At 73.9% G+C, this 13,381-nt stretch carries 13 protein-coding genes; 6 read left to right on the top strand and 7 right to left on the bottom strand.

Going from position 1 to position 13,381, the window contains the following annotated elements:
• Window positions 1–445: 445 nt before the first annotated feature.
• Together AC4BDD_RS29070 and AC4BDD_RS29065 are read right to left on the bottom strand one after the other, a co-directional pair.
• Window positions 446–1,207, bottom strand: coding sequence for a class I SAM-dependent DNA methyltransferase (locus AC4BDD_RS29070; RefSeq protein WP_490688445.1), 762 nt, complete (start codon window positions 1,205–1,207; stop codon window positions 446–448).
• A gap of 28 nt (window positions 1,208–1,235) precedes the next feature.
• Entirely contained in the window at window positions 1,236–2,255 is a 1,020-nt protein-coding gene (locus tag AC4BDD_RS29065; RefSeq protein WP_490688444.1) for an aKG-HExxH-type peptide beta-hydroxylase, read from the bottom strand.
• 315 nt (window positions 2,256–2,570) lie between these two features.
• Between AC4BDD_RS29065 and AC4BDD_RS29060 the strand changes: the two genes are divergently transcribed.
• From AC4BDD_RS29060 to AC4BDD_RS29050, 3 genes are all read left to right on the top strand, one after another.
• Window positions 2,571–2,810, top strand: a complete 240-nt coding sequence (locus AC4BDD_RS29060) for a hypothetical protein (protein ID WP_490688443.1) — start codon at window positions 2,571–2,573, stop codon at window positions 2,808–2,810.
• 153 nt (window positions 2,811–2,963) lie between these two features.
• A complete protein-coding gene (locus AC4BDD_RS29055) occupies window positions 2,964–3,551 on the top strand; it encodes a TetR/AcrR family transcriptional regulator (RefSeq protein WP_490688442.1) in 588 nt (195 codons plus the stop codon).
• Window positions 3,548–4,372, top strand: coding sequence for an alpha/beta fold hydrolase (locus tag AC4BDD_RS29050; RefSeq protein ID WP_490688441.1), 825 nt, complete (start codon window positions 3,548–3,550; stop codon window positions 4,370–4,372). The genes AC4BDD_RS29055 and AC4BDD_RS29050 overlap by 4 nt, the downstream gene beginning before the upstream one ends.
• Before the next feature lie 25 nt (window positions 4,373–4,397).
• Here the strand turns inward: AC4BDD_RS29050 and AC4BDD_RS29045 are convergent, their stop codons facing one another.
• Window positions 4,398–5,369: a GlxA family transcriptional regulator gene (locus tag AC4BDD_RS29045; RefSeq protein WP_490688440.1), complete on the bottom strand. Its 972-nt coding sequence runs from the start codon at window positions 5,367–5,369 to the stop codon at window positions 4,398–4,400.
• 128 nt (window positions 5,370–5,497) lie between these two features.
• On the opposite strand from AC4BDD_RS29045, the gene AC4BDD_RS29040 reads away from it, so the two are divergent.
• The 3 genes from AC4BDD_RS29040 to AC4BDD_RS29030 all read left to right on the top strand — a co-directional run bounded on the left by AC4BDD_RS29040 (window position 5,498) and on the right by AC4BDD_RS29030 (window position 9,260).
• Window positions 5,498–6,475: an NADP-dependent oxidoreductase gene (locus AC4BDD_RS29040; RefSeq protein WP_490688439.1), complete on the top strand. Its 978-nt coding sequence runs from the start codon at window positions 5,498–5,500 to the stop codon at window positions 6,473–6,475.
• Window positions 6,476–6,610: 135 nt separating this feature from the next.
• Window positions 6,611–8,170: a CocE/NonD family hydrolase gene (locus tag AC4BDD_RS29035; protein WP_490688438.1), complete on the top strand. Its 1,560-nt coding sequence runs from the start codon at window positions 6,611–6,613 to the stop codon at window positions 8,168–8,170.
• A gap of 109 nt (window positions 8,171–8,279) precedes the next feature.
• The gene (locus AC4BDD_RS29030; RefSeq protein ID WP_490688437.1) at window positions 8,280–9,260 is read left to right on the top strand and encodes a DMT family transporter; all 981 of its coding nucleotides are present in this window, start codon (window positions 8,280–8,282) and stop codon (window positions 9,258–9,260) included.
• 27 nt (window positions 9,261–9,287) lie between these two features.
• On the opposite strand, the gene AC4BDD_RS29025 is transcribed toward AC4BDD_RS29030, so the two are convergent.
• The 4 genes from AC4BDD_RS29025 to AC4BDD_RS29010 form a co-directional block, all read right to left on the bottom strand.
• Window positions 9,288–9,875 carry a TetR/AcrR family transcriptional regulator gene (locus AC4BDD_RS29025; protein WP_490688436.1) on the bottom strand — a complete coding sequence of 196 codons (588 nt, stop codon included), beginning with the start codon at window positions 9,873–9,875 and terminating at the stop codon, window positions 9,288–9,290.
• A 586-nt stretch (window positions 9,876–10,461) separates the two neighbouring features.
• Entirely contained in the window at window positions 10,462–10,881 is a 420-nt protein-coding gene (locus AC4BDD_RS29020) for a hypothetical protein (protein ID WP_490688435.1), read from the bottom strand.
• 103 nt (window positions 10,882–10,984) lie between these two features.
• Window positions 10,985–11,950: an LLM class F420-dependent oxidoreductase gene (locus tag AC4BDD_RS29015; protein ID WP_490688434.1), complete on the bottom strand. Its 966-nt coding sequence runs from the start codon at window positions 11,948–11,950 to the stop codon at window positions 10,985–10,987.
• A 131-nt stretch (window positions 11,951–12,081) separates the two neighbouring features.
• Window positions 12,082–13,371, bottom strand: coding sequence for an MFS transporter (locus AC4BDD_RS29010; RefSeq protein WP_490688433.1), 1,290 nt, complete (start codon window positions 13,369–13,371; stop codon window positions 12,082–12,084).
• Window positions 13,372–13,381: the final 10 nt, after the last annotated feature.

The following is a 13,381-nucleotide window of genomic DNA, read 5'->3' as shown; positions in this document are numbered from 1 at the left end:
CCCGCTCCTCCCTCCTCCTGCCTGAGCCGGTCGCGGCGCCCCGCGGTCCTTTGCGTCCATGACGGCGGGGCCGGTTCGTCCATGACGGCGGGGCCGGGCGTTCGCACCCGGCCCCCCCGCACACCCGGTGGCGCTGGACGTCTCCGCCCGGTGCTCAGTCGGGGACGTCGACCATCAACGCGAACTCGGGAAGTTCCTGGTCGTCCACGGGCTCCAGCGCTTCGGTCTCGATGTCGCGGGTGTCTTCCATGTGGCCTCCCTGGTGTCTCGGACCGTGTGCTCCCGTTCGCGGCAGCACACGTCGCGTACCGAACCATCGACCAGCGTGGGGCCGGTGCCCCGGGCGGGCCAGGGCGCGATCCGGACAGATCGCGCCAGGGCGTGATCCGCGCCGATGGTCGAGAAGGACCGGTATCCGCCGCCCGGCGCCCCGGCCGGCCGCGGCTCATGCGGGCCGCTCGTACGCCGAGACGTGGTAGGTGCTGTCGCGGGTGAAGGCGGCGCCTGCCCAGGAACCCCACCGGTTCCGCAGCTTCAGTCCGGCCGCCGCGGCCATCAGGTCGAGTTCGCCGGGGCTCGCGTACCGGAAGGCCACCCGCACATGGTGGGTGCGCCCCTCGGTGGTGATCAGGTAGTCGGAGGTGTAGCGCTGCGCGGCGTGGTCCAGGGTGCGGTGACAGACGACCAGGCCGTCGGCCGGGCCGTCCATCACCTGGGGGCCGCGCGCCGCCGTGACGGCCAGGGCCTCGGGGACATGCGCGTCCAGGACGAACAGGCCGCCCGGCCGCAGGCGTCCGGCGGCCGCCGTGAAGCAGTGCGACTGGCGCCGCTGGGAGGGGAGTTCGGCGAAGGTGCCGGCGGTCAGGTAGATCACCGAGAACGCCTCCTCGACCGGGACGTCCGCGAAGTCCCCGATGGTGACCGGCATTTCAGCGCCGCCGGGTTTGGCGCGCAGCCGTGCCACCATCTGGGGAGATCCGTCGACGCCGTGCACCTCGATCCCGCGGGCGCGCAGCGGCAGGGCGACGCGGCCGGTGCCCACGCCCAGTTCCAGCACGGGTGCGGTGCCGTCGAACCGCCGCGCCAGACCGGCCAGCAGCTCCACGGTGGGGCCGGTGACGGCGGGCTTGCCGAACCAGGTGTCGTAGAAGGCGGCGAAGTTCTCGGCGTAGCCGCCGGCCCCGGGCTGGGGACTCGTGGTCGTCACGGCAGCGGGCTTCCCCTCGTCTCGTCGGTCAGGACTGCGGGATGCGGGCGGTGTGGTCGCGCAGTCCGTCCAGGACGGTGATGCCGCGCGGGGAGAGCAGCGACCGGTGGGCGTCCAGCCCGTCGGCGGCCTGCCGCGCCTGGGCGGTCAGCCGCTCCTGGCGCCGGCGGGCCGCGTCCTCGTCGACCCCGTGAGCCCCCCGCAACCGGCTGTAGAGCTCGGCGCAGCGCACGACCACGACGAACTGCTGGAACAGCCCGGCCAGCGGGCGGTGGTCGGCGCGCAGCGGGGTCGCCACCCGCAGCCGGGCCACCTCCTCCCCGTCGCGGAGGAAGGGCTCGCGGGCGGCCGCGGCGTTGCACCGCGTGTGGGTCCCCTCGTGCACCAGGGACTCGGCGAGACGGATGTGTCCTGGCAGCCCGTCGGCCTCGGCGAGCCGGTCGCGGGCGACGAAGACGGCGCCGTGCACGGTGAAGTCGGTGTAGCCGTTGATCCCCGTCCCGGACAGCAGCGCCAGCTGGCGTACGGTCACGGCGAGCTCGTCACGCATCAGCGGCCAGTGCTCGGCGAGGGTCGCCGCGGTCTGCTGGAAGACGGCCCGTTCCTGGTCCGTCCACACCGCGAGCCGCGATGTCCGCGCCCGGTCCGGCAGCTGCCGCACGGCCACGTCGAGGCTGCGTACCAGGTGCGGCTGCGGGGGCGCGAGGTCGACGGGCCAGTTGGGCGGCCCGCCGCGTGCCACGCGCCTGGCGCAGGCGGCCGCCTGCGCCTCGACGGCTCGGGCCCGCGACAGCAGCTCGCCGGCGCTCGCAGCCTTGCGCGCCAGCCGCTGCACCGCGAAGGCGGTGGCCACCCGGCCCGGATATGTCCAGCGGACCCGGTCCGCCGGCCCGCGGGCGGCGGCCGGACCGGCCGCCTCCGCCATGACCGGGTGGTGCGCCGTGGCGCGCGCGGGGGGCCGCGCCGCGGGGTCGAGCAGCGAGTCGACGATCCGGAAGACCGCGGTCTGGTCGTGCTGTGCTGCGTCGGGATCGGGAGCGCTGTGCACGATCGGCACCTCCTCGCTCAGGCGTCCGGCCGCGGCCGCCACCGGGGGCACCCCGGGTGGCGGCGGCCCCCGCAACGCTATGGAGCCTCGGCGCGGGGGCACCAGGCGGGAAACCCGCCTGGCCGAAAAGCCACGAACCCAGCCGCGCCGGCGCCTACGGAATGGGTGCCGGCGTGTGAAAAGCCGCGGGAAAAAGCCGACGGGATGATAAGAGCCGCCATTCGAGGCAGCGAGGCGCGTCTAAAGTGAACATCGCGGACGGACTACTTACATTTCCCCATTGATGACTGACCTTCAATCAGGAGAAACATCACCATGCGCCTTCGTTCCGTCCTCGCCCCGGTGACCATCGCCCTTGCCCTGAGCGCCGCCGGAGCGGCCACCGCCCTGGCCGACGGCGGCCCGGCCCCCGCTCCCGCCCCCGTCGCGAACCTCAACTTCAACTTCAAGGGCCCCATCTGCATGCCCCACAACGACACTTCGGTCTTCGCGCACGCCCCGACGCTGGCCCCGGCGAGCGAGGGAGACTGCTCCACCGGAGACGACAACGACTGACGACCCGGTCGTCACCGGGGCGCCGGGACGGCACCCCGCCCTCGAAGGCCCCGCCTCTCCCGGCGGGGCCTTCGACATGGGCGCGCACCACCGCACACTTCCAGGGGATGGTAGGTTTTTACCTAGAGGCCCTAGGAAACAGGAGGTGGTTCCATGGTGCGCGCCGGGCTCACCGCGGCGAGACTGACCGAGGCGGCCGCCGAGCTGGCCGACGAGGTCGGGCTCGACAAGGTCACGGTCTCCGCGCTCGCGCGACACTTCGGCGTCCGGGACGCCAGTCTGTACTCACACATCAAGAACGTGCGGGAGCTGCGCGTGCGGATCGCCCGGCAGGCCGCCGAGGAGATGTCCCACCGCATCGCGTCGGCGGTCGCGGGCCGGGCCGGGAAGGACGCGCTCGTCGCCTTCGCCGACGCCTACCGGGCATACGCGCTCGAACACCCCGGCCGCTATGCGGCGACCCAGTTGCAGTTCGAGCCGGAGGAGGTCGCCGACTCCCCCGGATTCCACCGCGGCGTGGAGCTGACCTACGGCATGCTGCGCGCCTACGGCCTCGTCGAGCCCGACCTGACCGACGCCGGCCGCCTGCTGCGCAGCGCGTTCCACGGATACATCCATCTGGAGCTCAACAGCGGGTTCGGACACCCGCGCGAGGTGCAGCGGTCGTGGTCGCGCTCGCTCGACGCACTCCACGTCCTGCTGGAGAACTGGCCGTCCCAGCACGAGGGAAACACACCATGACCAAGCCCCTGACCGGCACCCTGGAGGTACCGGGCGCCCGCCTGCACTACGAGAAGCGCGGCCGCGGCCCGCTTCTGCTGCTGATACCCGGCGGTGCCGCCGACGCGGGACTCTACGAAGGGATGGCGGCGGACCTCGCCACCCGGTACACGCTGGTCTCCTACGACCCCCGCGGCCTGTCCCGCAGCCCCCTCGACGGCCCGCTCACCGACCAGCGGGTGCGGGTCTGGAGCGACGACGCGCACCGGCTGCTGGACCTGCTCGGCCCGGACGAGGAGGCGTACGTTCTGGGCAGCAGCTCGGGGGCGATCGTCGCGCTCGACCTGCTGGCCCGCCACCCGGAGCGGCTGCGCCGAGTGGTCGCGCACGAGCCGCCGCTGCTGGAGCTCCTGGACGATCCCGCGCCGCACCGGGCCCTCTTCGCCGAGGTCCGCAAGGTGTCCCGGGCCCAGGGGGCCGGCGCCGCGATGGCCCGGTTCAGCGAGGGGCTGGGCGGGCGGCCGGCGGAGCGGGCGACCGAACTGCCGCCCGAGATCCGCGAGATGGCTCCCCGCATGCACGCCAACCTGCCGGTCTTCCTGGAACATGTGCTGTGCCCGTTCTCCTCGACCGCGCCGGACGTCCCCGCGCTGCGGAAGGCCGCGGACCGGCTGGTCCTGGCGGCGGGCCGGGAGTCGCGCGGGCAGCTGCCGCTGTACGGGCCGGCCGCCCGGCTGGCGGAGCTGCTCGGCAGCGAGATCGTGGAGTTCCCCGGCGGGCACCTCGGATGCACCGAACAGCCCAGGGAGTTCGCCGAGCAGCTGCTGGCGGTGCTCGGCTGAGCCCGCGGCGGCCGCTCCCGTGCGCTCAGCCCCCCATGGGCGCGGGGCGGAAGGTGCGGCGGTACGCCTGCGGAGTGACCCCGATGGCGGCGTGCAGGTGCTGCCGCAGCGAGACACCGGTGCCGAAACCGGCGCGGTGGGCGACGAGGTCGACCGGCCAGTCGGTGGTTTCCAGGAAGTGGCGTGCCAGGTCGACGCGTTGCCGGGTGAGCCACTGGCCCGGGCTGGTGCCGACCTCGTCGCGGAAGCGGCGGGTGAAGGTGCGCACGCTCATCTTGGCGTGCCCGGCCAGGTCGGCCAGGGTGAGCGGCTCGGCGAGGCGTTCCATCGCCCAGGCCTGGGTGGGAGCGGTGCCCGGTGCCTCGGGGTCGGGGACGGGCCGCTGGATGTACTGGGCCTGGCCGCCGTCGCGCCAGGGCGGTACGACACAGGAGCGGGCCACCTCGTTGGCGATCCGGCTGCCGTGGTCGCGGCGGACGATGTGCAGGCACAGGTCGATCCCGGCGGCCACCCCGGCCGAGGTGAGGACGTCGCCGTCGTCGACGAAGAGCACGTCGGGGTCGATGCGGACGGTGGTGAACATCCGCTGCAGCCGGCCGGCTTCGCGCCAGTGGGTGGTGGCCGGCCGGTGGTCGAGGAGACCGGCGGCGGCCAGGACGTAGGTGGCGGTGCAGATCGCCACCATCCGGGTGCCGGGGCGGATGGCGGCCAGGGCCTCGCGCAGCGGCTCGGGCAGGCGCCCCTCCTCCCGGATCGGGCCGAGGGCGTGGGAGGGCGGGATGACGACGGTGTCGACGGTGGCCAGCAGGGAGGCGTCGCGGGTGACGGCGAGCTCGTAGTCGGCCTCGGCGCGCACCGGGCCGCCGTCCAGGCCGCAGGTGGTCACGGAGTAGAGCGGGCGGCCCTCGCTGTCTCGGGCGGCGCCGAAGATGCGGGCGGGGATGCCGAGCTCGAAGGGGACGACACCGTCCAGGGCCAGAACGCCGACGTGGTGCATGGCCGGATCCTTTCAGGCCATGACCAGGAGGCCACTACTGGGGGGCGTGCGGCACCGGCAGGCTGAGGACGTGCCGAGCAACCGGCACGAACCACCAGAAAAAGCACCCCGGAAGAGAGAACGTCAGCATGGCCCAGGCCGCCGCCACCCCGTCCCCGACCACGATGCGCGCCGTCTCCCAGGACATCGCAGGCCCCCCGGAGGTCCTGAAGGTCATCGAGACCAGCCGCCCGGAGCCGGGCCGGGGCGAGATCCTGGTCCGCGTGCACGCCGCGGGGGTGAACCCGGCCGACTGGAAGACCCGCGCTCGTGGCGCGTTCGCCACCGGCGAGACGCCCCCGTTCACCCTGGGCTACGACGTCTCCGGCGTGGTCGAGGCGGTCGGTGACGGGGTGACCGTCTTCCGGCCCGGCGACGCGGTCTTCGGGATGCCGCGCTTCCCGTATCCGGCCGCCGCCTACGCCGAGTACGTCACCGCCCCGGCCCGCCACTTCGCCCCGCTCCCCCAGGGCCTGGACCACATCCGGGCCGGGGCCCTCCCGCTGGCCTCCCTCACCGCCTGGCAGGCGCTGGTCGACACCGCGGGCGTCCGGCCCGGGCAGCGTGTCCTGATCCACGCGGCCGCCGGCGGAGTCGGCCATCTGGCCGTGCAGATCGCCAAGGCCCGCGGCGCCTACGTCATCGGCACCGCCGGCGCCGCCAAGCACGACCTGCTGCGCTCGCTCGGCGCGGACGAGCTCATCGACTACCGCACCCAGGACTTCGCCGAGGCGCTCCGGGACGTGGACGTGGTCCTGGACTCCATCGGCGGCCCGAACTGGGCGCGCTCCCTGCGCACCCTGCGCCCCGGCGGCACCCTGGTGTCGATCCTGCCGCCGGATCACACCTTCCCCGCCGCCGAGGCCGAAGCGGCCGGGGTGCGCGCGGTGTTCATGCTCGTGGAGCCCGACCAGGCGGGGCTGCGCGAGATCAGCGCCCTGGTCGAGGACGGCCGGCTGCGTGTGATCGCCGACGCGGTCTTCCCCCTGGAGGACGCCGCCGCGGCCCACCGGCTCGGGGAGACCGGCCGGACCACCGGGAAGATCGTCCTCTCGATCGCCCGGTGACCACCCGCCCGGGCTAGCGAGGGGCTCGTCGGCGTGCCGTCCGGCCATCCTCGGCGATGCTGGTGTCAGGGCCGCCCGCACGGCCCGTCACCTCTGCCGGGAGCGAGGAGGATCCATGCCCGAGGACACCGGCGCATGAGTGCGGCCATGCGTGTCCTGGTCGTCGTCTGGGCCGTGGTCCTGGTCGTCGCGACGGCGGTCGCCACCCCCGCCGCCGGGCCGGCGGCGAAGCCCGGCGGCGCGATACTGCCGTCGGTCGCCCGGATCGCGGTGGATCCCGGAGTGCGGCTGAAGGCCGAGGTGTACCGGGGAGCGGGCCCGGGACCGCACGCGCTGATCGTCGTGCCCGGTCCCCTGCTGTTCCCGGTCGGCACCATGGCCGTCATCGCCTCGCGCTGGGCGGCTGCCGGATACGACGTGGTCGCCTACGAGGAGCGCGGACTGCTCGGCTCGGGCGGGGTGTTCGGCATGGCCGGGCCCACCGATGTGGCGGACGCGTCGAAGGTGATCTCCTGGGCGTTGCGTCACACCGGGGCCGACCCGCGCCGGGTCGGGATGTGCGGCGTGTCGTACGGGGCGGGCGTCAGTCTGCTGGCCGCCGCCGCGGACTCCAGGGTGCGGGCGGTAGCGGCCATGGCCGGCTGGGCGGACACCCTGGAGACGTTCGTCGGAGGCGGCACGCGCCGGCTGCAGATGTCGCTCTTCCAGTCCACGATCGCACGCCTGGAGGCGCGGCCGAGCCCCGATCTGCGCAGGGCCATGGCGGACTACTTCGGCAGCCCGGAGCCGACCCCCTTCCTGCGCGAGTGGATGCGGGTGCGGTCGCCCATGACCTATACCGACCGGCTCAACGCCCACGGTACGCGGGTGCTGCTGGCGCAGACCTGGTCCGATGGGCTCCAGCCGCCGAACCAGGTCATCCGCTTCTTCGGCCGCCTCCGCGGGGACAACCGCCTGGAATTCCGCCCGGGCGACCACGGGGTCGCGGAGGGTCTCGCGCTGACCGGGCTGCCGACCGCGTCGTGGACGAGCGCCTACCAGTGGCTGAGCCGGCACCTGGGCGGACCGCGGAAGGGCGGCGGCGGGCCGTCGGTCGTCCTGCAGCCCCGCGGGCGGTTTCCCCGCCATCCCGAGGAGCACTACCCGAGCTGGCGGGCGGCCACCTCGCGGTGGCTGTCCCCTGCCCTGGGGCCATCGGCCGGCGCGCATCCCCTCATCCACGCCCGCCGGGATTCCGGCGCCAACGGCGGCGTGATCATCCTCTCCGGGGCGCTCGACCAGGGGCTCGGGCTACCCCCCATCAGCCTGCCCGCGCTGCTCCCGCGACGGGCCGCGGCGGTCTGGCGGACCGCCCCGGCCGGCCGGACCCAGCACCTGCGCGGCATCCCCCGCCTGCGGACCGTGGTGACCCCGTCCGCGTCGCGCGGCACGTTCATCGCCTATCTCTACGACGTCGGCCCCTCGGGCATCGGCAAGCTGATCACGCATGCGCCGTACTCGTTCGCCCGCCACCGCCCGCACGCGCCGCGCCCGGTCGAGCTCGAACTCTTCGCCACCGGCTACGAGCTGCCCGCCGGGCACCGGCTGGCCCTCGTCATCGACGGCGCCGACCCGCTCTACCTGTCCCGGAACCCGGCGCACGCCACGATGTCCTTCGACAGCGCGGCCACGCGACTGAGTCTTCCGCTGCGGTGACCGCGCGTCGCCACGGCGCCGCCCCACCGACTCACCGGTCCACCGCCATCGCACCCGCGCCCGCCATTATTCGGTGCGCGCCGAAGATTCCGCCCCGTACGGTCTGCCCATGACGATCTTGCCGGACGGTGTCCGTTCGAGGAATGGGGCCGCCCTGGGGGCGGCCGTGGTGTCGGTGGCGCTGTGGGCCTCGGCCTTCGTCTCCATACGCAGCGTGGGGACCGCGTACTCCCCCGGCGCCCTGGCGCTGGGGCGCATCGCCGCCGGTTCCGTGGTGCTGGGGGCGCTCGTCCTGGTCCGGCGCGAGGGGTGGCCGCCCCGGGCGGCGTGGCCGGGCATCCTCTGCTCCGGGGTGCTGTGGTTCGGCGCGTACATGGTGGTGCTCAACTGGGGCGAACGGGAGGTGGACGCCGGCACGGCCGCCATGCTGACGAACATCGGGCCGATCCTCATCGCCCTGCTGGGCAGCCGGTTGCTGGGCGAGGGGCTGCCGCCGGCGTTGTTCGCGGGCATGGCGGTGTCCTTCTCGGGTGCGGTGGTCGTCGGGTTCTCGATGTCCGGGTCGGGAGGGGCCTCGGTGCTCGGCGTGGTGCTGTGCCTGCTGGCGGCGTTGTCGTATGCCACGGGTGTGGTGGCTCAGAAGTCCGCGCTCCGGCACGCCAGTGCGCTGCAGGTGACCTTCTTCGGCTGCCTGACCGGCGCCGTCGCGTGCCTGCCCTTCACCGGTGTCCTGGTGCGGGAGGCGGCGCGGGCCCCGCTGCCGGCGACCCTCAACATGGTCTACCTGGGGGTCTTTCCGACCGCCATCGCCTTCACCACCTGGGCTTTCGCCCTGTCCCGCACCACGGCGGGCAGGATGGGCGCCACCACCTACGCGGTGCCGATGCTGGTGGTGGTGATGTCCTGGGTCGCCCTGGACGAGATCCCCGGCGCGCTCACCCTGGCCGGCGGCGCGCTCTGTCTGGCCGGGGTCGCGGTCTCCCGCCGCTCCTCCTCCGGCAGGTCGGCCGGCCGCCGCACGGCGGCGCCGTCCGCTTCCCCGGCAGCGGCTGATCGTCCTCGAGGCGACCGTGCGGAAGCGGACCGGTGAGGGTGGAGCCGCGCGGGTGGTCGCCGGTCATGCCTGCCGCAGCGCCGGGTTGGGGATGAGGATGCGGCGCAGGGTGGATTCCACCTGGCCGCGGGTGGGGGGCTCTCCGGCGGCGAGGCCGCGCAGGGTGAGCCCGAGCATGGCGGCTCCGGCGGCCTCGGCGGTGTCCTGGTCCACATAGGCGCGCAGCGCGTTGGTGGTCAGCTCGACGTCCCGGTCGGCGATCGGCCGCAGGGCCGGGCGGCGCAGCGCGGCCACGAACAGCTCCAGCTGCACCGTCTGCTGGTCGCGTTGGGGGCCGAAGACGCCCATCAGGACGTCGGTGAGCAGGACGGTGAGCTGTTCGGGGGTGAGCCCGGGGCGCCGGGCGACCCAGTCCTCCAGGTAGGCGGCGTAAGCGTCGACGGCGCGGCTCAGCGCGGCGTGGATGAGGTCGTCCTTGGTCGCGAAGTGGTACGTCGTCGCGCCCAGCGGGACGCCGGCCTCCTCGGCGACCGCCCGGTGGGTCAGCCCCTCGATGCCGCGTGCGGCGATGACGCGCTCGGTGGCGGCGGTGATCTCCGCGACCCGCCGCCGCGGGTCGCGCCGCCGCTTGGCGGCGGGCTGGTCGGGCATGTCGGTCCTCCGGTCTCACTGAACCCACCACTGTAGTACAGATGTACTAGCGGACCCACACGCCAGGACGGGTCGGGGCGGACGGGTCCCGGCGGGGGGGGTGGGCGACCGGCCCAGCGTCACATCACTCGTTCGGCTCAACAAGCCGTCTACACGGGGCAATTGGTCGGCCCGGGACCGAGGCATCCGCGCCTCGATGGGGTGTGGGCTCTGCATCATGGAGCCATGGACGAGACGCGTGAACTCCTTACCCAGGACGAGGTGAACGACCTCCTCAGCGACGACGAACGCGACGCCGGATGGGAGGACGACGAGTCGTACGAGTGGAGCAGGTGAGATACGCGCATGCCACGGACTCGAGAATCACGGCGCATCGGCCGTGACCGGCAGGCCGGGCGTCCGGGCGGGAGCCGGCCGCCTCCCGCCCCGGCCGCGACCCTGACCCCGGGGACGCGAACGCCGGCCCGAGGCGGCCGCTGAAGGGGATCGTCGCGTGGAGATCGTCGCGCGGACCGGAGGGAGCGGCCCGCGCGACGATCCCAGACCGCGCCCCGGAACGGCGAGCGGTCAGCGCACCGTCGAGCGGTCAGCGCACCGTCACGGCGAAGGCGGCCGAGGCGGTGGCGCCGCTGACGACGCGCAGCTCGTTCTTGCCCTTCATCCCGAGCTTGGCACGCAGCGAGTAGCCGCCGCCCTTGTTGATGACGGTGGTGGCGGGCAGGGTGACCCACTTGCCGCGCTGCTTCTGCTGGAGGGCGGCCTTGCTCGCCGCCGGGATACCGGTGGCCTTGCCGGTGATCCGGAACTCCTGCCAGGCGCGGACGGCGCTCACCGACGGCTTGGCGGTGATGGCGGCCTTGGCCTTCGGCTGAACCTTCGTGTGGACCTTCGCCTGCGTCGCGGGCTTGGCCGGGGCGGCGGTGGCGGCCATCGCGGTCGCGGCGCCACCGGTGAGGAGGGCGGCGGTGAGGGTGGCGGCGACAGCGAGGCGGTGTGTGCGCTTCATGGCTTTTCTTCCGAATCAGGACGATTGAATGACCTTCGCCCTGATAGAGGGCAGGGTGAAGGGATGGGTTCCGTCCCGTGCCGCGCTTTTCTCACCGAAAGCGTCAAACCCCGCTGAGCGCGGGCAGCAGTTTGCGTTCCGCCCAGTCGAAGAACGGCGCCTGGTGCTCCCCGCCGATCTGGACCAGGGCCACCTGGGTGAAGCCCGCGTCCGAGAAGGCGCGCACGGCATCCACCACCGCGTCCACGTCATCGCCGCAGGGGATGGAGTCCGCCACGTCGTCCGGGCGCACATACGTGGTGGCGGAGGCGAAGGCGCTGGGGCCGGGGAGCTCGGAGTTGACCTTCCAGCCTCCGCCGAACCAGCGGAACTGCTCGTGCGCGCGCCGTACCGCCGCCTCCCGATCGGTGTCGTAGGCCAAGGGGAGCTGTCCGACCCGGGGCTTGCCCGAACCGCCGTGCCGGTCGAAGGCGTTCAGCAGCTCGGCGTCCGGCTCCACCGCGATCACCAGGTCGGCCAGCCGTCCGGCGAGTGCGCAGGACTGCGCCCCGGAGACCGCGACGCCGATCGGGGGCGGCCTGTCCGGCAGGTCCCACAGTTTCGCCGACTCCACGTCGTAGTGCGGGCCACGGTGGTTGACGTATCCGCCGGCGAACAGCTCCCGGATGATGACGATCGCCTCCTCCAGCATCTCCTGGCGGACGTCGGCGGGCGGCCAACCACCGCCGATGACATGCTCGTTGAGGTTCTCCCCGGACCCGAGGCCGAGCCGGAACCTGCCCTCGGCGAGCAGTTGGACGGTCGAGGCCTGCTGGGCGACGAGGGCCGGGTGATAGCGCATCGTCGGGCAGGTCACATAGGTCATCAGCGGGATGCGGGAGGTCGCCTGGGCCGCTGCCCCGAGCACCGCCCAGACGTTGGGGGCGTGCCCCTGGGAGTCCAGCCAGGGGAAGTAGTGGTCGGAGGCCACGGAGAAGTCGAAGCCGGCGTCCTCGGCACGCTGGACGTCCCGGACCAACTGCCGGGGCCCGGCCTGTTCCGTCATCATCGTGTATCCGATATCCGTCATGCCGGGCGGGTTCCCCTGCTCTCCCAAGGGAAACGGACCCCGACCCGGCCTCCCTCGCCACCGGCCCCCGGTCTCGTCGTCACCCGGCCCCGGCCTCGTCGTCACCGGACCTCACCCACGGTGAAACGCGGTCACGCGGGCCTGGGGCGCGTGGTGAGGGAGACGAGGGGGATGACCGCCAGCGCGAGGATGCCGCCGCCCGCGGCCAGGACCGGGTAGTCGCTGCCCGCGACGACCAGGCCGGAGACCATGCCGCCGGTGGTGCCGGCGATCGCCATGCCGACGTCGACCAGGCCCTGGGTGGAGGCCCGGGTGGCCAGCGGCACCGCGTCGGTGATGAGGGCGGTGCCGCTGACCAGGCCCATGTTCCAGCCGATGCCGAGCAGGACGAGGGCCGTGGCGAGGAGGGGGGTGCTGTGCGGCGGGGAGAGGGCGGCGAGGACGCCGGCGGCCGGCAGGACCACTCCGGACGCCGCGGCCACCCGCAGCCGGCCGATCCGGTCGACCAGCAGGCCGGTCAGCGGCGAGGGCAGGAACATCGCGCCCACATGGAGGGCGATGACCAGACCGGCCGCCTGGGTGCCGTGGCCTTGGTCGGTCATGTGGACCGGCGTCATCGTCATGATGGCGATCATCACCAGCTGCCCGGTGATCATCACCGCCGCGCCCGTGACGAGGCCGGCGCCGCCGCGGCTGTCCGGTGCGTCCGGTTCACAGGCCGGGGCCGCGGCCGGGCTCGCGGCCGGGGCCGCCGTCTCCTCGCCCGCCAGCTCGCGGGCCCGGCGCAGCGGGTCGGGGCGCAGCCAGCCGGCCAGCACGATCCCGGCCGCCGTGTAGGCGACGGTGGCCAGCAGGAACGGGCCGGCGAGGCGCGGGATGCCCCAGGCTGCGGCGACGTCCCCGGTGACGTCCACGAGGTTGGGGCCGACGACCGCGCCGAAGGTGGTGGCGAGCAGGACCGTGCTCACCGCCCGGCCCCGCCGGGTGGGCGGGGCCAGGTCGGCGCCCGCGTACCGGGCGAGCAGGTTGGTGGCGGTGCCCGCGCCGTAGACGACGAGAGTGAGGAAGAGCAGCGGCACGCTGTCCGCGGCGGCCGCCACGACGACACCGAGGCTGCCGGCGGCCGCCGTGGCATAGCCGAGGGCCAGTCCGGGCCGGCGGCCCCAGCGCTGGGAGAGGCGGCCGATGGCGATGGCGCCCAGCGCGGCTCCGGCGGTGAACAGGGCGGTCGGCAGGCCGGCGAGGCTGGTGGAGCCGAGCATCTCCTCGGCGAGCAGCGCCCCCACGGTGATGCCCGCGGCCATCCCGGCGCCGCTGAGGATCTGGGAGATCACCAGGACGGTCAGGATGCGTCTCTGCTCGGGTGGCGCGGTCGGCTCCGCGGTGCCGTGCGTGGTCTGCCCGGCCGGCGCAGCGCCCATGGCCGTCCCT

This window comes from Streptomyces sp. JLBT605 (genome assembly GCF_058215555.1).
The sequence above is the reverse complement of the archived record's forward strand: the minus strand, read 5'-3'. Positions and strand labels throughout refer to the sequence as shown.

What these genes read in the sequence shown, in the direction of transcription:
- AC4BDD_RS29060 (WP_490688443.1), top strand. Translation starts at nt 2,571, where the DNA reads ATGCGCCTTCGTTCCGTCCTCGCCCCGGTGACCATCGCCCTTGCCCTG.
- AC4BDD_RS29055 (WP_490688442.1), top strand. Translation starts at nt 2,964, where the DNA reads ATGGTGCGCGCCGGGCTCACCGCGGCGAGACTGACCGAGGCGGCCGCC.
- AC4BDD_RS29050 (WP_490688441.1), top strand. Translation starts at nt 3,548, where the DNA reads ATGACCAAGCCCCTGACCGGCACCCTGGAGGTACCGGGCGCCCGCCTG.
- AC4BDD_RS29045 (WP_490688440.1), bottom strand. Translation starts at nt 5,369, where the DNA reads ATGCACCACGTCGGCGTTCTGGCCCTGGACGGTGTCGTCCCCTTCGAG.
- AC4BDD_RS29040 (WP_490688439.1), top strand. Translation starts at nt 5,498, where the DNA reads ATGGCCCAGGCCGCCGCCACCCCGTCCCCGACCACGATGCGCGCCGTC.
- AC4BDD_RS29035 (WP_490688438.1), top strand. Translation starts at nt 6,611, where the DNA reads ATGAGTGCGGCCATGCGTGTCCTGGTCGTCGTCTGGGCCGTGGTCCTG.
- AC4BDD_RS29030 (WP_490688437.1), top strand. Translation starts at nt 8,280, where the DNA reads ATGACGATCTTGCCGGACGGTGTCCGTTCGAGGAATGGGGCCGCCCTG.
- AC4BDD_RS29025 (WP_490688436.1), bottom strand. Translation starts at nt 9,875, where the DNA reads ATGCCCGACCAGCCCGCCGCCAAGCGGCGGCGCGACCCGCGGCGGCGG.
- AC4BDD_RS29020 (WP_490688435.1), bottom strand. Translation starts at nt 10,881, where the DNA reads ATGAAGCGCACACACCGCCTCGCTGTCGCCGCCACCCTCACCGCCGCC.
- AC4BDD_RS29015 (WP_490688434.1), bottom strand. Translation starts at nt 11,950, where the DNA reads ATGACGGATATCGGATACACGATGATGACGGAACAGGCCGGGCCCCGG.
- AC4BDD_RS29010 (WP_490688433.1), bottom strand. Translation starts at nt 13,371, where the DNA reads ATGGGCGCTGCGCCGGCCGGGCAGACCACGCACGGCACCGCGGAGCCG.